Source organism: Bacillus sp. JUb11 (genome assembly GCF_024807925.1).
Lineage (GTDB): Bacteria > Bacillota > Bacilli > Bacillales > Bacillaceae > Bacillus > Bacillus altitudinis.
Genome location: NZ_JANUEZ010000002.1, coordinates 473,802 through 494,025 on the forward strand (window position 1 = coordinate 473,802; position 20,224 = coordinate 494,025).

General features: G+C 41.7%; 18 protein-coding genes. 2 read left to right on the top strand and 16 right to left on the bottom strand.

Features of this window, described 5'->3' with window-relative positions:
* Positions 1–75: 75 nt before the first annotated feature.
* The 3 genes from M2369_RS05630 to degS form a co-directional block, all read right to left on the bottom strand.
* The gene (locus M2369_RS05630) at positions 76–918 is read right to left on the bottom strand and encodes a DegV family protein (protein ID WP_024719242.1); all 843 of its coding nucleotides are present in this window, start codon (positions 916–918) and stop codon (positions 76–78) included.
* 211 nt (positions 919–1,129) lie between these two features.
* Positions 1,130–1,819 (bottom strand): two-component system response regulator DegU, encoded by a 690-nt coding sequence (gene degU, locus M2369_RS05635; protein ID WP_008348273.1) that lies wholly within the window; start codon positions 1,817–1,819, stop codon positions 1,130–1,132.
* A 64-nt stretch (positions 1,820–1,883) separates the two neighbouring features.
* Positions 1,884–3,059: a two-component sensor histidine kinase DegS gene (gene degS, locus M2369_RS05640; RefSeq protein WP_024719243.1), complete on the bottom strand. Its 1,176-nt coding sequence runs from the start codon at positions 3,057–3,059 to the stop codon at positions 1,884–1,886.
* 221 nt (positions 3,060–3,280) lie between these two features.
* Between degS and M2369_RS05645 the strand changes: the two genes are divergently transcribed.
* Both M2369_RS05645 and M2369_RS05650 read left to right on the top strand, forming a co-directional pair.
* Positions 3,281–3,949: a YigZ family protein gene (locus M2369_RS05645; protein ID WP_017357860.1), complete on the top strand. Its 669-nt coding sequence runs from the start codon at positions 3,281–3,283 to the stop codon at positions 3,947–3,949.
* Entirely contained in the window at positions 3,934–5,031 is a 1,098-nt protein-coding gene (locus M2369_RS05650; protein WP_007499958.1) for an LCP family protein, read from the top strand. Before M2369_RS05645 ends, M2369_RS05650 begins: the two co-directional genes overlap by 16 nt.
* A 38-nt stretch (positions 5,032–5,069) precedes the next feature.
* On the opposite strand, the gene M2369_RS05655 is transcribed toward M2369_RS05650, so the two are convergent.
* The 13 genes from M2369_RS05655 to M2369_RS05715 form a co-directional block, all read right to left on the bottom strand.
* Positions 5,070–6,137 carry a glycosyltransferase family 4 protein gene (locus tag M2369_RS05655; RefSeq protein ID WP_024719245.1) on the bottom strand — a complete coding sequence of 356 codons (1,068 nt, stop codon included), beginning with the start codon at positions 6,135–6,137 and terminating at the stop codon, positions 5,070–5,072.
* 134 nt (positions 6,138–6,271) lie between these two features.
* The gene (gene tuaH / locus M2369_RS05660; protein WP_039169832.1) at positions 6,272–7,468 is read right to left on the bottom strand and encodes a teichuronic acid biosynthesis protein TuaH; all 1,197 of its coding nucleotides are present in this window, start codon (positions 7,466–7,468) and stop codon (positions 6,272–6,274) included.
* 19 nt (positions 7,469–7,487) lie between these two features.
* Complete coding sequence (gene tuaG / locus M2369_RS05665) at positions 7,488–8,243, bottom strand: teichuronic acid biosynthesis protein TuaG (RefSeq protein ID WP_008348281.1); 756 nt, start codon at positions 8,241–8,243, stop codon at positions 7,488–7,490.
* Between the two features lie 24 nt (positions 8,244–8,267).
* Positions 8,268–8,945 carry a teichuronic acid biosynthesis protein TuaF gene (tuaF, locus tag M2369_RS05670; RefSeq protein WP_024719248.1) on the bottom strand — a complete coding sequence of 226 codons (678 nt, stop codon included), beginning with the start codon at positions 8,943–8,945 and terminating at the stop codon, positions 8,268–8,270.
* Positions 8,946–9,006: 61 nt separating this feature from the next.
* Positions 9,007–10,473, bottom strand: a complete 1,467-nt coding sequence (gene tuaE / locus M2369_RS05675; RefSeq protein ID WP_045033976.1) for a teichuronic acid biosynthesis protein TuaE — start codon at positions 10,471–10,473, stop codon at positions 9,007–9,009.
* A gap of 39 nt (positions 10,474–10,512) precedes the next feature.
* Positions 10,513–11,442, bottom strand: coding sequence for an NAD-dependent epimerase/dehydratase family protein (locus tag M2369_RS05680; RefSeq protein ID WP_045033975.1), 930 nt, complete (start codon positions 11,440–11,442; stop codon positions 10,513–10,515).
* 14 nt (positions 11,443–11,456) lie between these two features.
* Positions 11,457–12,794 (bottom strand): UDP-glucose 6-dehydrogenase TuaD, encoded by a 1,338-nt coding sequence (gene tuaD, locus M2369_RS05685; RefSeq protein WP_045033974.1) that lies wholly within the window; start codon positions 12,792–12,794, stop codon positions 11,457–11,459.
* A 75-nt stretch (positions 12,795–12,869) separates the two neighbouring features.
* Positions 12,870–14,054: a teichuronic acid biosynthesis protein TuaC gene (gene tuaC / locus M2369_RS05690; protein WP_259253540.1), complete on the bottom strand. Its 1,185-nt coding sequence runs from the start codon at positions 14,052–14,054 to the stop codon at positions 12,870–12,872.
* Positions 14,051–15,502: a teichuronic acid biosynthesis protein TuaB gene (gene tuaB, locus M2369_RS05695; RefSeq protein WP_205474742.1), complete on the bottom strand. Its 1,452-nt coding sequence runs from the start codon at positions 15,500–15,502 to the stop codon at positions 14,051–14,053. The genes tuaC and tuaB overlap by 4 nt, the downstream gene beginning before the upstream one ends.
* An 18-nt stretch (positions 15,503–15,520) precedes the next feature.
* Positions 15,521–16,180 (bottom strand): sugar transferase, encoded by a 660-nt coding sequence (locus M2369_RS05700; protein WP_008348294.1) that lies wholly within the window; start codon positions 16,178–16,180, stop codon positions 15,521–15,523.
* A gap of 198 nt (positions 16,181–16,378) precedes the next feature.
* A complete protein-coding gene (locus M2369_RS05705) occupies positions 16,379–16,948 on the bottom strand; it encodes a hypothetical protein (protein ID WP_019743577.1) in 570 nt (189 codons plus the stop codon).
* Between the two features lie 144 nt (positions 16,949–17,092).
* Positions 17,093–18,583 (bottom strand): N-acetylmuramoyl-L-alanine amidase, encoded by a 1,491-nt coding sequence (locus tag M2369_RS05710; RefSeq protein ID WP_163116073.1) that lies wholly within the window; start codon positions 18,581–18,583, stop codon positions 17,093–17,095.
* A gap of 140 nt (positions 18,584–18,723) precedes the next feature.
* Complete coding sequence (locus M2369_RS05715) at positions 18,724–20,214, bottom strand: N-acetylmuramoyl-L-alanine amidase (RefSeq protein ID WP_259253541.1); 1,491 nt, start codon at positions 20,212–20,214, stop codon at positions 18,724–18,726.
* Positions 20,215–20,224: the final 10 nt, after the last annotated feature.

Genomic DNA, 20,224 nt, shown 5'->3' on the forward strand with positions numbered 1-20,224 from the left:
AGAGAAGGCCTTTCGTCTAATTGTAAAAATAGAAAAACAAATCCCCTTTTCCATGAGAAAAGGGGATTTTGATATCTACCTGATGATCCAGCCAAGTGCTAAAGAGCCTTCGCCTAGATGAGTGCCAATCACGGCACCAAAGTAGCTTTTATAAAATTCAACATGAGGATACTTTTCTAATAAGTGCGCAATTAATTCATCTGCTTCTTCTTCTCTATTACCATGTATCAGAGTTGCTCTCATTGGAACACCACGTGATGCATCTTCATCAAATAATTCGAAAATACGTGAAATGGCTTTTTTGCGTGTACGAATCTTCTCAAAAGGGACAATTAGCTTGTTGTCAAAATGCAAGATAGGCTTTACCTTTAAGAGGCTTCCAATAAAAGCCTGAGCACCATTTAATCTGCCGCCACGTTGTAAATGAGTTAAATCGTCTACCATAAAATAAGCTCTTTGATTTTCTTTTAGATAATTGAGATGGGAAATCACTTCTTCTGGAGAAGCACCACCTTGGATTTTTTCAGCAGCTTCTAACACATAAAAACCTTGCGCCATACAGCTAGTCTCTGTATCAAACGGATAAATGTCGATTCCGTCAACTAGTTCATTCGCTGAGGCCGCACTATTGTATGTTCCACTAATTCCGCTTGACAGATGTATACTAATCACAGCATCATATGTTTCACTAAGTTTTTCATATAATTCTATAAGTTCACCGAAAGCAGGCTGAGAGGTTGTTGGAAGATCTTTATGTTTCTTGACTTCTTCATAATATGTCTTCCAATCCATTTCTACTTCTTCACGGTATGATTCAGTACCAAAGATGACATTCAGAGGGATCATATGAATATGATGTTTATCACGTAGTTCTTGTGGTATATAAGCAGTACTGTCTGTTACAACGGCTATTTTCATTCTTAAATACCTTCCTTATCCGTTAAGTTGCTTTTTAAAAAAGAATGATCATTGTTTTTCACTAGATTTATAATACTAATCAAAAAAGCTTGCCTAATCAATAGGCAAGCCCGCTATATCCGAAAAAGACTCCTTACCTGCCTATCATTGCTCTCTAACTTGAATGTGAGAGAACTAAAAACAGGCGAAAAAGGAGTACTTGTCCGGAACATTATCTCATTTCTACCCAGCCGTTTTTAATTGCTACAACAACAGCTTGAGTACGGTCGTTTACATTCATTTTTTGCAAGATGTTACTCACGTGGTTTTTGACTGTTTTCTCACTAATAAAGAGCGACTCACCAATACCTCTGTTGCTCTTTCCGTCAGCTAACATTTGAAGAACTTCACATTCACGTCTTGTTAAAATATGAAGTGGTCTGCGAATTTCAGGATATACCTCGTGCTGTGGATGTGCTGAAACGCCGCTTGTTGCTAAGCGTCGGAATTCATTTACTAAGTTATGAGTGACTTTCGGATGTAAATAAGAGCCTCCGTCAGCTACTACTTTTACTGCTTCAATGAGGGTATCTGCATCCATTTCTTTTAACAAGTAGCCTCTTGCTCCTGTTTTTAATGCATGTGTCACATAGTTTTCATCGTCATGAATAGATAGGATAATGACTTTTGATTCGGGATAAAGCTCTACTAGCTGTTTTGTAGCCTCCACACCATTTACATTCGGCATATTAATGTCCATAATGACAACATCCGGATGATAGTGTTCTACGATACGTGCAGCTTCGTCACCGTCGTCTCCTTCTGCAACTACTTCAAAAGTAGGTTCAAAATCTAAAATCCGTTTGACACCTTCACGGAATAATTGGTGGTCATCGATAATTACAATATTTACTTTAGTCACAAGCTACGCCTCCCCATGTTTATTGTTCTACACCTGAACTTTATGGTCAATATGTCTTTTGTCTCTATTTTACAATTTTATTTTGTAATGTTAACGGTACTCTAATCATGATGAATGTCCCTAGACCTATTTTTGAGTCTATGGTCATTTTACCTTCTAGCAAGTCTACGCGCTCTTTCATACCAAGTAACCCAAAGGATTTGTTTTTATTTGTTTTAACATCCTTCATATCAAAGCCTTTTCCATCGTCTTTGATAATTAAGGTGACAAAGTCTTTCGTCACTTCAACCTTCACAGAGATTTCTTCAGCTTCAGAATGCTTTAAAGAATTTGTGACAGCTTCTTGGGCTAGTCTAAACAGTGCCACTTCGAACTGAGAAGCAATTCTTTCATTTTCTGTATCCCCTAGGCATTGGAACGTAATTTTGGTTTTTCCATCATATTCTTCAATTGTGTTTAAGTATTTTCGCAGTGTCGGAATGAGACCCAAATCATCTAAAGCCATCGGTCTTAAATCATAAATGATTCTTCTCACTTCGTACAGTGCATTTCGCACATTCTGTCTTAGACTTCTAATTTCTTTAAAGCCTTCTTCTGTTCCACGGTCTCTAAAAATTCGTTCAATTAGTTCTGAACGCATCATCACGTTTGCCAGCATCTGAGCAGGTCCATCATGGATTTCTCGTGATACCCTTTTGCGCTCTTCTTCCTGGGCTTCAATAATTCTTAGTCCAAAATCTTGTTTTGCCTGAGCATCTTCAAGTAAAACACCGACCTGACGTAAATCTTGGTTCAAGTAGTTGAGAACGACCGTGATCTGGCTCACAAGCGTTTCTGAACGTTCAATGACATCTTGTAAGCTTAACAATCGTCTTTCGAGATCATCTCTTCTTTCCCTCAGCTGTTTTTCGCGCTGCTGGATCATGGTCAATTCTACTTGCAGGTTATGTGCTTTTTCATAGGCTTCTCGTATTTCTTCTTCGCTGAATTTGTTGAAGTTTCTGCTGACCTCAGATAATCGATTTCTAGCATGTCTCGTATGTACTTCTAGTTTATCCCCAAAATCAATTACTTCGTTGACTTGCTGTTTAATTTGCTTGAGCTCTTCTACTAGGCTTTCATATTGTTGACGGGACTGTTCGCCGATTCTAAATACTTCGTCCTTACTGCCATCAACTGTACTTAGCATTTTCATGATGATTGAATCCAATAACTTCGGATCCATTTTAGGTGTTGTCATGGCTTTTCCCTCCCGTAACAGTGATGTCATCTTTTTTTATTATAAATGTCATTGATCTGCATTTTATGTCGAATTATAATGAAAGAATGCGTATAAATCATGAAATTTTTATGACGACCCTTTTTCCGCTCCTATCATCATAACAAAATACGCTGTAAAATTCTAAAACCAATGCAAATTTTCTCTAGCCTTACAATTTGCTTGTCAGGAGGGTATGTCTTTTGCTGAACCGCTATCTCACAGTAAAAAGCCGTGGCGAGCATGAGATCGTCATTGAAAAATCACGTTTTATTTGTCATATACAACGTGCTGTCTCAGAAGAAGAAGCACAAGCTTTTATACAATCCATAAAAAAACAACATTGGAACGCCACTCATAATTGTTCCGCCTATTTGATCGGTGAACATGATCTGATTCAAAAAGCAAATGATGATGGTGAACCAAGCGGTACGGCAGGTGTACCCATGCTTGAAGTGCTAAAAAAACGCAAGCTGAAAGATACAGTAGTTGTCGTCACTCGTTATTTCGGCGGTATTAAGCTAGGTGCCGGTGGATTAATTCGCGCGTACGGAAAATCTGTGTCTGAAGCAATCAATCATGTTGGTATGGTAGAACGCTGTTTAATGCGTACGATGCACACAACAATAGATTATACATGGCTTGGAAAGGTAGAGAATGAGCTTAGAGCCTCATCTTTTCAGCTAAAAGACATCCATTATGCAGAAGATGTGATTTTTGAAACGTATGTAGAAGAAACACAAACAGAGCAGTTCATTGAATGGATGACTGAGTTAACTAATGGAAAGAGTGTTACTAAAGAAGGCGAATTGATTTATTTAGAAAAGGACGTTGGTCCGATAAAGGAGACAGATGAATGGCACAACGAGTAAAAGTGCGTGTACGAAAGAAAAAGAGTAAGAAGAAAAAGATTTTCAAACGGATTCTGGTCTTATTTTTGCTTCTCTTCATCTGCATGGGCGGATTTGCAGTTTATAAGATTGTGAATACACTCCAGGCTGCTGACAAAACTTATGATGAATTAGAGCGTGGGGAGAAATCGAAACTCCGTGATGCTGTTATTGATATAAAGAAAAAACCTTTCTCTGTCCTATTTGTTGGTATAGAGGATTACGCCACAAATGGTGATCACGGCCGTTCAGATTCACTCATCGTCGCAACGATTAATCCTCAGGATAAAACGATGAAAATGGTCAGTATCCCCCGTGACACACGAGTACAGCTTGCTAGTGACACAACGGGAAATAAAGTAAAGATCAATGCGGCATTTGCTAAAGGCGGTAAAGACGAAACGATTGAAACTGTCGAACAATTCTTGCATATCCCAATTGACAAATATGCAACAGTGGACTTTGACGGTTTTAAGGATGTCATTGATGAAGTTGGGGGAATCGATATAGACGTTCCATTTGACTTCAATGAAAAAAGTGACGTCAAAAAATCGAAAAAGATTTACTTTAAAAAAGGAAATATGCATTTAAACGGGGAAGAGGCACTTGCTTATGCGCGAATGAGAAAACAAGATCCACGTGGTGATTTCGGGCGTAACGATCGTCAGAAACAAATCTTACGTGCCATGATTGATCAAATGGCGAAACCGCATAACATTGCAAACGTGGATAATATCGCAAAAGAAGTAAGTGATCATATAACAACCAACTTCCGCATCACAGAAGGACTTGCTCTACAGCAAATTTACAGTGGTTTTAAAGGAGACGATACTGAAACACTATCTATTAAAGGATCAGACCTTTATCTAGGACCAAATCGAACATACTTCTTTGAGCCAGATCAAACCAACTTGGCTGAGGTGCAAAATGAGTTAAGGACACATTTAAAGCTTCCTGCTGAGTCATCGTCCTCAACTGAAACAAATACACAAACCGATTCATCTTCTGATGCAACAGGGTCAGCCGATACACAGGCCCCTTCGACCAGCACATCAGGACAATAATAGGAAAACAGCCCGTTCCTTGGAAGCGGGCTGTTTTTTTATTGTCTTTTGACCATTCGTTTGTAGAATTTCGTAAATGGTTTAAACTCTTCGTTCACCAAACCAGTGACTTCAGCGATAACTTGCATAAACATGACCAGTAAAAAGATGATGATCAATGACAGCCAAATGGTGGCACTTGTCAGCAAAATCGCGCTTAAGCTGAAGACTAAGCCAATCATGTAAATCACAATCACTGCCATTCGATGTGATAAGCCAAAGGCCATCAGTCGATGATGGATGTGTGATTTGTCAGGTGATGAGATAGGCTGTTTATTCAATATTCGTCTTATGATCGCAAAGGTCGTATCAAAAATAGGCACACCTAAAATAATTACAGGGACAACAACACTAAACAAAGTAACACTTTTGTACAATCCTAAAAGTGACAGGACCGAGATCATATAGCCTAAAAATAACGAACCTGTATCACCCATAAATATTTTTGCTGGATGGAAGTTATAAAAAAGAAAACCGATGGTACTGCCAATGACGACAAGAGATAACGAAAGAATCAGGATCTTGTCCGCAGAAAATGCCATGACGGCAATCGTGGTTAAACCGATAACCGAAATTCCGGCAGCCAGTCCATCTAATCCGTCAATTAAATTGATCGCATTTGTAATCCCAACAATCCATAGTACAGTCAGGGGATACGCCATCCATCCTAACTCCAGTCGATCTGTTAAGAAAGGAACAGAGAAAAAGTCCATTTTTAAGCCCGTGCTCACGATTAAGCAAGCAACGAGAACTTGCACAAGAAATTTAAATTTTGCACTTAAATTATATTTATCATCAAATATACCTAAAATGACGATGAGTACAGCGCCAACTGATATAGCTGTAATTTTATTATGTAGAAACAGCCCGCCTGCTAGTGCTCCAGCCGCTACCCCAATAAAAATCGCCAAACCGCCCATTCGAGGCATTACTCTATCATGAACTTTTCGTTTATTCGGCTGGTCCACTGCACCAATCTTAATTGCAAACTTTTTGACGATTGGTGTCACAATTAAAACTGTAGCCAGAGAGACAAAAAACGCTAATAAGGCGCGTTCGTAATCCATAGGTCAGTCTCCTTCTAAATTGAAATCTGTATTTTGTATATTGGCCGCTCTTTCCATTATACAATTGAATATAGGATGATCACAAGCTCCCCCTAAGAAGAAGAAACAAATAAAAACGCACAATCCTGAATGAATTATGCGTTTTCTTTAATATTCGTTAATTCCACCATGTTTGTGAACAGTGCGTGCCAATCTTTTTTCTTTGCCCGGCTTTGTCTTAGATGTCTGCATTTCATGTCATCTTTTTTACTGATCACTTTCTGGCAGGCTTCTACGAAGAGAGCTGGATCTTCGCCCTCTACATATTCATACACATCATTCTCTTTTAGCCTTTCCGTTGATGGAAGATTTAAACCAACAACAGGGATTCCGGCTGCTAAAAATTCATACAGCTTGAGCGGAAAAACCGCTTGATTGTAAGGAGACTGTTTGTATGGCATCATCCCTACATCAATTAATTTCATATAAGCAGGCACTTCTTCTGGTGCGACTGCTCCTGTCCATAGGACATTGGGCAGTTTGAGTGCATGCTGAAAAGATGGATCTCCATTCGTTCCATCCGGACCGACAAATAAAAATGTCCAATCTGGCTGCATGCGAGCAGCTTGAGCGATCATGTCAAAATCGAGCTTCGGCTTGATCCCACCTATAAAGCCAAGAACCGTTCCCTCTCTTCCCTCTAGCACGTCTTCCCTGCTAGGGAGGTTGCTTTTTGCAAACACATCATACTCGACGCCATTTTCCACTGTAAAGACATCTTTCGGTTCACCCATGAGCCTTTTTTTGATTTGATCATGTAAGTATTGTGAAGAGCATGTAATGCTGTGCGCATATTTAATAATGCGGTTTTCTGCTTTTACAATGACTCGCTGTCTCATATAAGAGAGAATGTTGTTTTTTCCGCTGATGGGCTCTCCCCACAGGTCACTGCAATCATACACAATATGTTTCCATTCAAATAAAGAAGATAAGAGCGGAAATCCCGGAAACGTATACCATAAACAGACGGCTATGCCCTGCTTTTCTTCTTGACGCAAATGCTCAAGAAGAGGAGATAATTTATGAAAATAAAACATATCTTGATAACGGCCAAAGCGAAAAAACTTGCTCTTGAGCACATCAGGAATGGTCATTTGCTTCATTCGATCCGTTATAGGCTGAAAGGGAGCTGAATGACGAGTGGCAGATGGGCATACCCAGATGACCTCTTTCGTTTCTGGATCAGATGCAAGAAATTCCGCCAGTCGATGCCGTCTGTACCTTAGGCCATCGTGTCCCCATTCTCCCGTTGCGACAATCACATGTATGATCGACTCTGCTTTCACCTTCATCACCTTTTTTCCCTTCTGTTTATAAGCGCTTTTTGACAGCATTTGTGGCATAGTGCATAAAACACCAAGATGCTTTCACAAAATGAAGCTGCTCAATTTCTCTGTAGACAAACCATGTTTTTTTCGCTGCTTTCCACTTGTTACTAGAAATCGAGTTTCCCACGATGCGATATTCACTGAGCGGCTCACTCATTCCATAGGCAGTAAATCCTTTTTTTAAAATAGAGAGCCATGTGGCTAAGTCCTGCCTTGTTCGAATGTTTGGCATTTCCACGTGTCCTACTTGTTGAAGATCGAGCATCACCGTCAAACAGCCGATAATCGTATTTTTTAAAGCTTCATTGTAGTTCAACTGAGCCGGCGCTGTGACGGTTTTTTGTAACGGCTCTCCATTTTCTGAAATGATGTCATATGCCGTGAAAGTAAAGGCATGATCATTTTCTAACATAAACTTGACCTGCTTTTCGAGCTTTGTCTGTTTCCACATATCATCGCTATCTAAAAAAGCGATAAAGCGGCCTTTCGCCTGTTTGATGGCGGTGTTTCTAGCAATAGCGGCTCCCCCGTTTTCCTCTAAATAAATGACGTTGATTCTGTCGTCCGTCTGACTTAATTCCCCTAACAACTTCCTTGTGCCATCTGTTGAGCAATCATCTGCAATGATCAGCTCCCAGTTGGAATAGGTTTGGGCAAGGACGGAATGAACTGTATCCGTTAAATAACGTTCCGCATTATACGCCGGTGTAATAATTGATACTAACGGTTGATTGTTCACCTAAGACTCATCTCCAGTTCATCATTAAGATTCTTTGAACACTTCAGGTAACACCACAAACATAAGCGAGATGCTAAGGCCAATGACAAGTCCAAGCAGTGCTCGTTTTTTCGCTGACATGCCTTTGCCTGCTTCATCAAGCACTTGGGCAGGATCGACAATCTTTGCCTGCTTCATCCCGAGCTTTGTCGATTCCAATTCATATAAAAATCGTTCTTTATCGACCTTGGAGTCATTGCTGACAGATTCATCTTCAAGAGCGGATAGTCTCCTTTCAATGACTTGCTGTCTTTTCGTAAATAAGGCTTTGTCCTGCTTTAAAAATGTATCTGACACTTGTTTCACTACCGCCAAAGCTCGAGCTTGATCAGCATCTGTAAACGACAACTGCAATTGTGTATCGGACTGGTTCGTGAGAATCAAACGATTTTTCACATCCTGCCTTTCTTCTTCCTTTACATCACGGAGTGCTTGATTCAGAAATGCATCACTTTTTAATAGAGATGTCACTTCTTCCATATTGTTATACACACCGTCGTCATATTTCCCAAGCGTCAAGGTCACAGCAGCTGTGTAACTAGACTGTTCTACTGTCCCCTTGGCAAAAAAGAAACCAAAAGCAGCCAATACAACGGGCAGCAGCACAAGCCAGACGATATATTTTTTCATTCGCTTCCCTATTCTTAACATAAAACCAGACATGCTCATTCTCCCAACATTGACGTATTTGCTTTTTCACTAGTGTAGCCATACAAACTCAGCATCACACGTTTGCCCACGGCTTGAAGCGCTGTTTATTTTTCATGATATTGACCGCTGCGATCACTAGACCTAGAAACACCCAGTGGAAATATAAATTCGAGACCGAACTCGGACTGATACTTGAGACGAGAAAGCTCAGCATGGCAGCAAATAGACCTTCAATGATCATCTTGGCTGATCTCGTGTCAGCCAATTGGTATTGTTTGTACAGTGAGAACATGAGATAGGCATACACTGAGATATAACCTAGCATGACGGCAAACCCAAAATTCGTCATCACCTCTAGCAGCCAATTGTGAACTTCCACGACCTGATCTGTATCAAAGATAGAAAAGTGAGCTAAGTAATAAGACACATTGCCCGCTCCGACTCCGAAACCGTATGAATTCGTAAAGAAATACCAGGCGTTTTTGATTAAATTCGCCCGGGCAATGTTGGACGGAAGTGGTTCGCTGAAAGAATGAGCGACCTGAGAAGCGAGAAACAAGTCATAAAAGACAGAATAGATTTTGGCTGAAAAAATGGCGATACAGATGATAACAAGCCCGCCTGCTGCCATGATGGACCACTTTTTTAAAAAGCGAGGCATCAACAGCCATACATAGATTGTAGCTCCGGCTAATATGCCAAGCAAGCTGGCGCGCGATTCTGTTAACAAAATGAGATACAGCGCTAAGATGGCTCCTAGTAATCCGAACGCTTTGATATAACCATTTTTCATTTGGCGCATGCACGCCACATATAAGAAAAAGCTAATAGATAAAAAAGTCGCAAAATCATTTTGGTTAAAGAAGACAGCTGTAGGATAGTGCTGTTTGTATGCTGGTCCAAGATACAATGAGGTATTCGGTAAATGGTTCAAGGTCAAGTGATTATAGAACCCGATTCCCATCACAAATACGGTCATGACTAGCCAAATACTATAAAAAGTCACGATCTGATCCATTCGCTGAATGTACATGACCACAAGAAAGACAAAACCCATTCCCATCGCAAGAAGAGACATATATTTCAGGCCGTCTGTGACCGAATGAGCCCAAAGCAGTGAGATGAGTCCGTAAAGAAACCATACAGCGAAAAAACCAAGAATGCCTTTAACGCGAATTTGCTGCCACTGGGATATGTACGTTCCTTTGTCCCTCATCCGCCATATGAATAAAGCAAAGACAGCCAAGAGCATGATGCGGTAGAGAAAGAGACTAAAGAATCCGGCACTGATAGAGAAAAAAGCGTTATTGAGAAATGTTAATGCAATCAAAAGGTAAATGGCTGACATGAATATGTGCTCACCATTCATGTAGAGCTTCATACATATAGCAGCCGCTATGAGCACCACAATCAAAACCGGAATGACCACCATCTTCTTTAACCCGATAGGCTGCGTGGATGCCATTTGTACAAGCCCGATACCTGCTGCTAATAAAATACATCCGATTATGATTTGCCATGCTGTTTGTTTCACACTCATACCCTTGTTCCTCCTAAGCAACCCATCCGATTTGAGGGATTAAGCCTTTACTTCCTGTTCATAGTAGGAAATGGTACGAGCCAAACCTTCTTGTAAACTCACAACAGGCTCCCATGCTAAGACTTGTTTCGTTTCCTCATTTTCCAATGTACTATGCACAATATCTCCTGCACGCTGAGGCTTATAAATCGGTTCAAGATCTGATCTCGTGACTCGCTTCATCGTTTGAAACAGCTCATTCACCGTGATGGAATGACCACATGAGATATTTAAACAAACGTTTGATTGAGCTGTTAAAGCTGCAACATTCGCTGCGGCTAGATCGCCTACATAGATGAAATCTCTTGTTTGTTCCCCGTTTCCAAAGATGAAAGGTGCCTCATGCTTTGCAAACTTATCAGAAAAAATTGAGACAACACCGCCTTCACCAAGTGCGTCTTGGCGCGGACCATATACATTGCTGTACCGCATAATACAATAGTCCACATCATAGAGTGATTTTGCCATCTGTAAGTATCGTTCAACTGTCAGTTTCGACAAGCCATAAGGTGAACCAGGCTGCAGTGGATGAGCTGTGTCGACCGGCAGATAGACTGGGTCTCCATAGACTGCTGCCGATGAGGCAAACACCACTTTCTCCACCCCGGCTTCAGCCGCTGCTTTGATCACATGCAGCGAACCTTTAATATTGACCTCTTCGTCGTAGACGAAATGTTGAACCGAAACGGCTACACTCACTTGCGCTGCAAGATGAATGATATAATCTGGTGCAATGTGTTTGATCAAATCGACCGTTTCTGATTTTGTGACATCTGCTTCAATGCATTGTACGGAAAGATGAGCGATATTTTCCTTTGATCCAGTTGAAAAGTTATCAAGAACGATGGGCTCATAACCTTTCTCTAATAAAGCCTCTACCGTATGAGATCCTATAAATCCACTTCCCCCAGTTACCAATACTTTCTTCATCCAAGTTCCCCCTATTATTGTGCCTTCGATACCAATTCTGTTTCCCATACGCCTGGGCGGCCGATGGACTGGTAAATAAATCCTCTCTCTTTCATTTCTGCTGGATCAAACAAATTCCTTCCATCAATTAAAATGGGAGAACGAAGCAGCTGCTTGATCTGATCCTTATCCATCTTCTGTACGTCATCCCATTCCGTTAAGATGAGACAAGCATCTGTATCTTTCACTGTTTCATAGAGATCATTGCTGAAGACCGCCTGCGGGCCAAGCTCTCTTTCTGCTTCTACATAAGCAATTGGATCATAGGCTTTGACAAAAGCTCCGAGCTCTCTCAGCATTGGGATAATATCTAGTGCTGGGGCTGAACGCATATCGTTTGTATTTGGTTTAAATGCGAGCCCTAAAACAGAAATCGTTTTTCCTTTAATATCACCGAACACACTCATCAGTTTGCTGACAAGATGGGCTCTTTGGTGGTTGTTTGTTTCAATGACAGATTCGATCAGCTTGAACTTGTAGCCAGCTGTTTCAGCAATTTTGAGAAGAGCCATCGTATCTTTTGGGAAACAAGAACCACCAAATCCAATGCCTGCTTTTAAAAATTTATGCCCGATCCGGCTGTCTAACCCAACGCCTTCGCTGACTTTTTCCACATCAGCACCAACTCTCTCGCAAATGTTCGCAATGTCATTGATGAATGAGATTTTTGTGGCGAGCATGGCATTTGCCGCATATTTAATCATTTCTGCACTTTCTAGATTGGTCTCAACTACTTCTGTTTGAAACGGATCATGCAATTTTTTAATGATCGTGGATGCATGTGCGCTTGTAGAGCCAATGACCGCTCTCTCCATATTCATCGTATCTTGAATAGCTGAACCTTCCCGTAGAAACTCTGGATTGGAGACGACGTCAAATGGATATTTACTGCGTGAAGCCTTTTGAACAATGGCTTGAACAAGACGTCCTGTTCCAACTGGCACTGTGCTCTTATTCACGATGATTTTGTAGCCATTCAGGTGTTCCCCAACCGTTTGAGCCACAGCTTTCACGAATGTTAAATCCGCTTCCCCCTGAGGTGTCATTGGTGTTCCTACAGCAATATAAATAATCTCTGATTCTCGAATTGCAGCGGGAATATTGGTTGTAAAACACAATCTTCCCTCTTCTGTATTCTTCTCAATCAATTCCTTTAAGCCCGGTTCATAAATTGGAACGAGACCGCTTTTTAAGCTGTTGATTTTTGATTCGTCGATGTCACAACAAATGACTCGATTTCCGATATCAGCAAAACAAGTACCCGATACTAACCCGACATATCCTGTTCCAATCACAGCAATTTTCTTCAACATGTTTCATCCTCTCAGTAAAAGCATATTGGTCGTTCCAAACTGTTTATCTATCAGTCTTTGCACATTTCATCCTGTTTAAACGGTGGATGTTGATTGATTCAGCACCTTTTCATATTGCTGAATCAGGAGCGTAGCATTATGTGATGATGAATAATCTGTATGGACGATGTGGTGAAGATCGTTCTTCACTTGCTCGTTCCATCTATTTTCATAAAGATAAGCGTGAATCGCTTCTTTTAGCTGACTCGTTGAACGCGGTTCAATGAGCAGAGGTTGATAGGTAGAAAATAGTGATGGCAGACCACCAACCCGTGTTGCGATGACAGGCAGTTTTAAAGCGAGCGCCTCAAGGACGACAGTCGGCATTCCTTCACTGTAGGATGGAAGGGCAAACAGGTCAGCTGCCATTAAATAATGTTTGACTTGTTCATTCGGCACCTGCCCCGGGAGTATAATGGATTCTCCCGCCCGTTCGGCCAGCTCCTTTGCGAGGGGTCCTTTTCCGACAAAGACGGCTTTTACACCCTCCATCCCGCTGACAGCTTCCGCTAATTCAAGCAAACCTTTCTCTTTGACTAAACGGCCGACAAAAACGACGAGCTTGTCGTGAAGTGGTAAACCAATCTGCTTTCTGATGGCTGTTTGATCCCCCAGTGTTCTAGAAAATGACTTGAGCGGAATTCCAAGCGGGAGGCATTGTGCATCCACCTCTGTCATGTCATGTGTTTTCTTTGCCAGCTCTTCACTCACTGTGAGAACAGCAGACGCCTGTTTTACTGCTCCTTTAAAGGCGGCAAGCGCCCCTTGGCTATAGGTTGGATAGACGTTCACATCACTGCCGTGTAAGGTCAGAAGATAAGGGATGTTTGCTTCCTTTTTGATCACAGCTGCTGCGCCGCCAGACGGCATGGCAAAGTGCGCATGGATGAAATCCGGTGACAGTTCATAACGCTCCATTGTGCGCAGGACAGAAGCTGCGATTCGTTTACTCGGCTGAGCCCATTTTAGCTGTCCAGGCAGCGCTGTATAGGGCGGTCTGTAAACCGGCACGCCGCACCTCACTTCCTGCTGGGGAAGATCTTTTCTCTGACGATAGGAAGCTTTAAGCATCCGTAAGATGGGCGGATTGACAGGAGTAGGACAAATCACGCTCACTTCTACGCCCTGTTTGACCAGCTCCTGCACTTGCGTTTCATGGAAGACGCCTTCACTTGGATGTTTTTCACTAGGATATACACTTGTCAGCCATAGCACCTTCATGACGAACGACCTCTTCTCCATAATTTCCCTGCCATCTGCGGATACATTTTGACAAGTAGCAAGCTATATAAAACCGCACTTAAACCAATCGTCAGTAGTAATTGAAGCAGTATATCCGCTGATGTCAGCTTCATCCCTTGATGAACAGTCACTGCGCAGGCGGCCATTAACAACGTCATGACAGCAGGCTTTACGAGTGATTTTACATACACCTTCATATCTAGCTGAATGACATAAGCCATCAGCCACCTGCCGACAATGAAGTTCAGCAGACTGACCCCTGAGTAGACCCAAGCTACAGTCAATAGACTGCCAGTATGGACTCCTGCATATAAGACGCATCCATATACGATGAGCATGCCTGTATCCCAATAAAATGCTAAGTCAGCTCTCCCTTTCGCAAGAAGGATGGAACCATTTGGATTCATCAGCACACGGAGTAGACCGACAATGCACAAAATATTCAAAACCGGGACCGCCACTAGCCATTTCTCTCCAAACACCACTTCTATAAAGCTATCTGATACGGCAGCAAGACCAATGAGTAGTGGAAAACTAATGAGTGCAAGCATATTCGTCATGCTGAGGAAGCCCTCACGCAGCCTAGAGTGATCACGCTGACTTTTTGCGAAAACTGGGAAAGCCACTCTCGTCACAATCGGGTTAATTTTCAGCACCGGAATTGTGACGATTTGATAAGCCAGGCTGTAAATCCCTAAAGCTTCTGCTCCAAGAAACCGTCCTATTAAAATCATGTCGATGTTTGAGCCTGCCCGATTGACGAGTCTTGACGCAAGCTGGAAAGCCCCGAAGGAGAAAAACTCTTTCACTTCCCCTAATGCGAAAACGGATGCTGGGCGCCACTTCTTCCAATAAGCCGCTGCATACATGAGACCTTTTCCTGATTGAAGCAGCACTTGAGAGATCACATAGGCCACAATTGGATTGATAAAAAAGGCTAGGATAAGTAGAACAATCAGCGAAATGATCGTCGCTATCGTCTCAATCGTACTTAAGGTTTTAAAGGCTAAATCTTTCTGCATCATGTATTGGTACTGCTGACCAATTGGTGCAATGAGAAACATGATTGATAATAACTTGAGCAAGCCTTCCAGCTCAGGTCTGGCATAAAAGGCGGCAATCAAGGGACTTGCGAGGATCAATACACAAAACAAGAGAATTCCCGTCAGCAAGTTGATCCAATATAATGTAGATAATTGACGTTCCGTCGTTTGTTCCTTTTGAATGATCGCAGCACCGATGCCTAGATCAAGTAAAATCTGTGTAAATATTGTGACAGTTGTGATCATGCCAACGAGTCCAAATTCTTTCAGTGACATTACGTTTCCTAAAAAGGCGAACTGTGCAATTTGGATGATGGTAATGATCAATGCGGACAAGCTTGTCCATTTTGCTCCGCCCAGCAGGCGATTTTTCATACTTGCCATTTCTCTTCCCTACTTTACTTATCTGGCTCCGTCACCAGTCACGATGACTTTTAACGTTTTTACCATAATCTTCGTGTCGAGAGAAAATGTCAAGTTTTGAATATACTGTAAGTCGTGTGATAATTTTTCACTTGGACTCATTTCATATCCCCCATTTACTTGAGCAAGACCAGTCAGCCCCGGCTTCACTGTCAGTCTTTTTGTAAAGCCTGGAATCGTCCGATTAAATTCGGCAGTAAACATTGGTCTTTCAGGACGTGGACCTACAATACTCATTTCTCCTTTTAACACGTTGATAAATTGCGGCAGTTCATCAATTCTTGTTTTTCTGATGAATGCCCCCACTTTGGTGATACGAGGGTCATTTTTTTGCGCCCATTTCGCTCCTCCGCTTTCTGCGTTGGTTCTCATCGATCTGAGCTTCCATAATTTAAAGTAGACACCGTCTTTTCCGACCCTTTCCTGCATATAAAAGGCTGGCCCTGGTGTTTCTAGCTTAATTAAAAGGGCAAACAGTAAAATGATTGGCGTACTCAACATCAATCCGATGAACGAGAACACAACATCTATGAAACGTTTTGCAAATAAATATCGAACCATATGTTCTGTTAAAGCAAAAGAGTGGTTTCTTCTCACTTCATATTCTCTGTAAAGGTTCATCGCTTTCTCTGCGCTCACTGACCTGCACCTCACCATTCAAAGTAGTTGTTGTGTAAAGAGATGTTCTATGAAAGTCAGTTTAGCAGAGCAACATTAAGCAAATGTAAATGGGCTGTTAAGTCTTGTAAAAGTGTGTTAAGAATGTGCCCTTATATCAAGTTATGCCCTTTTAAACGTAAAAAAGACCCGCATTTCTGCGGGTCTACGTGTCTTTTTTTATTTTGCCTTTACGGATTCGATCGTCTTCAGTCTAAGCGTTCCGTTTGCATCTTTTGTATAAGTTACTTTCACTTTTGATTCTTCTTTTAGGCTGTTCACTTGTTTAGAAAATGTATTTCCGAATTGAATGGCTACTTCTTTTCCATCAATGTTGACAGCAATTGTATGTCCATCAGCCAAACCGACATATGTGCCTTCTTTGGTGACTTCATTTTTCTTCGTTGTAGATTCTTTTTTTGTTTTAGATTCAGCTTTTGACTGATCGTTTGTCGTTTCTTCTTTTGTGATTTCCTTACTTGAGCTTTCTTTTGCATCTTCATCAGATTGACCTGCTTGGTCTTCTGTTTGAGCAGCTGTTTCTTTGCTTTCATCATCTGCTTTTTCACTTGCAGACTTGTCTTCCGTCTTTTCATCTGTTGCATTTTCTTTCTTTTGATCTGCTGCTTCAGTTGTTTCTTTTTTGCTGTTATCCGTATTGTTATCGTTTGACTGATTTGATGTGCCGCATGCTGTGAGCATTACACCTAGAAGTAAAACTAAAAACGGCATTGTGATTAATTTTTTCAAGATCGTCACCTCTTCATGATTTGTCGATTTGCTGTCATTGGAAGGCAAATACGTGAAAAATCCACCCTCTATGTTTCGATTATAACAAAAATAACCTGAAATGAAATGTATTTTTAACTTGACATATCATTCATCCGATCTATTTTATTCAAAATATTGAGATACACCTGCTGCGATTCCTGAAGCCAGCCGCTCCTTGGCAGTCGTTGATTTTAATATACTGGCATCAATCGGACTGGTTATGAACCCCGTTTCAAGCAAGATGCTGGGCATTTTTGAATACTTGATCACGTAGAATCCTGCTGTCTTCACACCGCGATCTCTTGTGCCAAGGGCTTTCACCATCTGGGGCTGTACCTTTTGTGCCAGCTTTAAACTATTGGCCGAAGCATACGTCGCATCATAATACGTTTCTGTTCCATTTGCAGCGCTATTATCATTTGCATTGGCATGGATGCTGATGAACACATCCGCACCAGCCTGTGACCCTTTGCTTACACGTGTTTGCAAGGAATCAAATGTATCAGATGTTCTAGACATGACCGTCAGCGCACCCGCTTGTTTGAGCCTTGCTTGCAGTTTTAACGCAACATCCAGATTAACATTTTTTTCAAACAGCCCATTTCCTACCGCTCCAGCATCCTGCGCACCATGACCTGGATCAATAAAGATGGTTTCACCTAACACATGATTTTTCAGCTGTGTGATCACACTGGTTCGTATGGTTGATGTTCCGCCCAACACTGTAAATGTTGAAATCTTTTTAGTCCCAATGACACGACGAATCGCATCTGGCACTGATTGAGCGTCTGTAAGAAGAAGGGTTTGCCCTTGCTTGGCTGCCGTACTTGCCGCAGCTGCCGCATCGGCATATGCATAGCCGTTACTCATATACGTTTGGGTTGTCTTCATCGGGTATGTTTTCGCAATTTGGGCTGCCACTTCATACCGATTGGCTCCGCTGATTCTCGCGGGTGATGGCAGCTTTTGATAGGCTGCTTGATTGACACTTGTTTCCCCGCCAATCACAATCGTCCGTTTCACCGCTTTGCTTTTTAATAGATTGGCTGTTTCCTGCCGCAGCCCTTTTGCATCGGTTAATAAAATAGGAAAGCCCTGTTTTGCAGCATATGGAGCAATCGCCACAGCATCTGCATAAGCAGAACCATTCACAATCACAGCTGTATCAACACTCTTCATTTGCTTAGCAACGTTTGCCGCCAATTCATATCGATTCTTTCCTTGTATTCGCGATACGGATAGATTCATTGCTTTTAGCTGCGCTACGACTTTTTGAGAAATGCTTGCGGTTCCGCCAAGAATGATGACACGCTTCGTTCTCAACTGCTGAAGACCTGACTTAGTTGCACCTGATAGACTGCTAGTATTCGTTAACAGCACTGGGGCTCCTTGCTGAAAGGCATACGGCACAGCACTTAGCGCATCAGCATAAGCTTCACCGCCTACTAAAACAACTGTAGGTGCTGTCGACCAGCCTCGTTTTGCAGCGTTAACTGCCACCTCATATCGATTACTTCCCTCAATCTTCGATACATTGTGCTGCGCAAATGCTGATGGTGCATATAAACATAGTGAAACCACAATTAAAACAAAACATTTGATATAAGAACGCATGAAGTCAACCTCCTTGGTTTTGAACCCTTCATCATGGAACCCAGGAAACACTTCATGTACTTTTGAAAAAAGGCTGCCGAGAGTCGTTTCTCGAGCAGCCTAAGAGGTGTATCTTCGGCACCCCTCATTTGTATGTTTTCTTATCTAAAATAGCCTGAAACACCGCTTGAAATACCTGACGCCAATCGATCTTTATAAGTAGCGGATTTCAAAATATTTGAATCAACTGGACTGGAAACAAAACCAGTTTCTAAGAGAACACTTGGCATCTTAGAATATTTAATGACGTAGAAGGCAGCTGTCTTCACGCCACGGTCTCTTGTGCCTAATGCACTGACCATTTTAGGCTGAATATTTTGCGCGAGCTTCAAGCTGTTTGTGGCCGCATATGTTTTGTCATAATACGTTTCAGTTCCATTTGCACTGCTGTTATCATTTGAGTTCGCATGGACACTGATGAAGATATCTGCATTTGCTGACGCACCTTTGCTCACCCGTGTTTGAAGACTATCGAATGTGTCTGATGTTCTTGACATGGTAGTGAGTGCACCAGCATTTTTCAGTTTAGTGTTCACTCTCTTCGCTACGTCTAAGTTTAAATTTTTCTCATAAAGACCATATCCTACAGCACCAGAATCTTGAGCACCGTGGCCAGGGTCAAGGAATACTTTTTTACCTACAACCGGGTTCTTTAATTGAGATGCTACAGTATTCGTCACTGTCGTTGAATTTCCGACTACTGTGAATTTCGATATGTTTTTACTGCCGATAATTGACCGAGTATGGACAGGCAAAGTTTTCTCATTTGTTAATAAAAGAGCTTTCTTTTCTTTCGCTGCAATGCCAGCAGCTACAGGTGCAGAGGCATAACCAAAGCCTCTCGCAACATACGTATTGCTCGTACTTAGTTTATACTTAGTCACAATCTTTGCTGCAATATCATAGCGGTTAGCACCCTTTATTCTCGTTGGCGACTTTAGCTTGTTGTATGCTGCTTTGGTAACATACGATTCGCCGCCAATCACAATTGTTTGCTTAATATTACTAGCTTTTGCGAAAGTTGAAATTTCAGAACGAAGTCCCTTTTTATCTGTATATAAAATTGGGAAACCTTTTTGTGCAGCATATGGCGCAATCGCAATCCCATGCGCATACGAATGACCTTCTACAACCACTACACCAGCTGGTTTTTTCATTTGCTTTGCAATATTCGTAGAGATTTCATATCTGTTCTTTCCCGTAATTCGTTTTGTTGAAATCCCTAGTTTTTTTACTTGATTGATGACATTATTTGAAACACTTGCCGTCGTTCCAATCGCAATCACATTTTTCGCTTTTAATGACGTTAATCCTTTCTTCGTTTCTGATGAAAGGTTTTTACTATTTGTAAAAAGAACTGGCGCATTATGTTGATACGCTAAAGGGACAGCTGCTGTTGCATCAGCGTAAGCTTTTTTCCCTACTAGCACAACGGTATTCGCTGTTCCCCAACCTTTTTTCGCCACATTGACAGATAAAGAGTAACGATTTCCCCCATCTATTCGTGATACAGAATTGTCCGCCGAAGTTGTTGGAACAATAATGAAAATGGCGATGAGGCTGAGGATGGCTGTTTTGATCATTGAGCGCATCTTCTGTGTC

Bases quoted from the DNA above. Each gene is read 5' to 3' on its own strand.
- M2369_RS05630 (WP_024719242.1), bottom strand. From the start codon at position 918: ATGAAAATAGCCGTTGTAACAGACAGTACTGCTTATATACCACAAGAA.
- degS (WP_024719243.1), bottom strand. From the start codon at position 3,059: ATGACAACACCTAAAATGGATCCGAAGTTATTGGATTCAATCATCATG.
- M2369_RS05650 (WP_007499958.1), top strand. From the start codon at position 3,934: ATGGCACAACGAGTAAAAGTGCGTGTACGAAAGAAAAAGAGTAAGAAG.
- M2369_RS05655 (WP_024719245.1), bottom strand. From the start codon at position 6,137: ATGGATTACGAACGCGCCTTATTAGCGTTTTTTGTCTCTCTGGCTACA.
- tuaH (WP_039169832.1), bottom strand. From the start codon at position 7,468: ATGAAGGTGAAAGCAGAGTCGATCATACATGTGATTGTCGCAACGGGA.
- tuaF (WP_024719248.1), bottom strand. From the start codon at position 8,945: ATGTCTGGTTTTATGTTAAGAATAGGGAAGCGAATGAAAAAATATATC.
- tuaE (WP_045033976.1), bottom strand. From the start codon at position 10,473: ATGAGTGTGAAACAAACAGCATGGCAAATCATAATCGGATGTATTTTA.
- M2369_RS05680 (WP_045033975.1), bottom strand. From the start codon at position 11,442: ATGAAGAAAGTATTGGTAACTGGGGGAAGTGGATTTATAGGATCTCAT.
- tuaD (WP_045033974.1), bottom strand. From the start codon at position 12,794: ATGTTGAAGAAAATTGCTGTGATTGGAACAGGATATGTCGGGTTAGTA.
- tuaC (WP_259253540.1), bottom strand. From the start codon at position 14,054: ATGAAGGTGCTATGGCTGACAAGTGTATATCCTAGTGAAAAACATCCA.
- tuaB (WP_205474742.1), bottom strand. From the start codon at position 15,502: ATGGCAAGTATGAAAAATCGCCTGCTGGGCGGAGCAAAATGGACAAGC.
- M2369_RS05710 (WP_163116073.1), bottom strand. From the start codon at position 18,583: ATGCGTTCTTATATCAAATGTTTTGTTTTAATTGTGGTTTCACTATGT.
- M2369_RS05715 (WP_259253541.1), bottom strand. From the start codon at position 20,214: ATGCGCTCAATGATCAAAACAGCCATCCTCAGCCTCATCGCCATTTTC.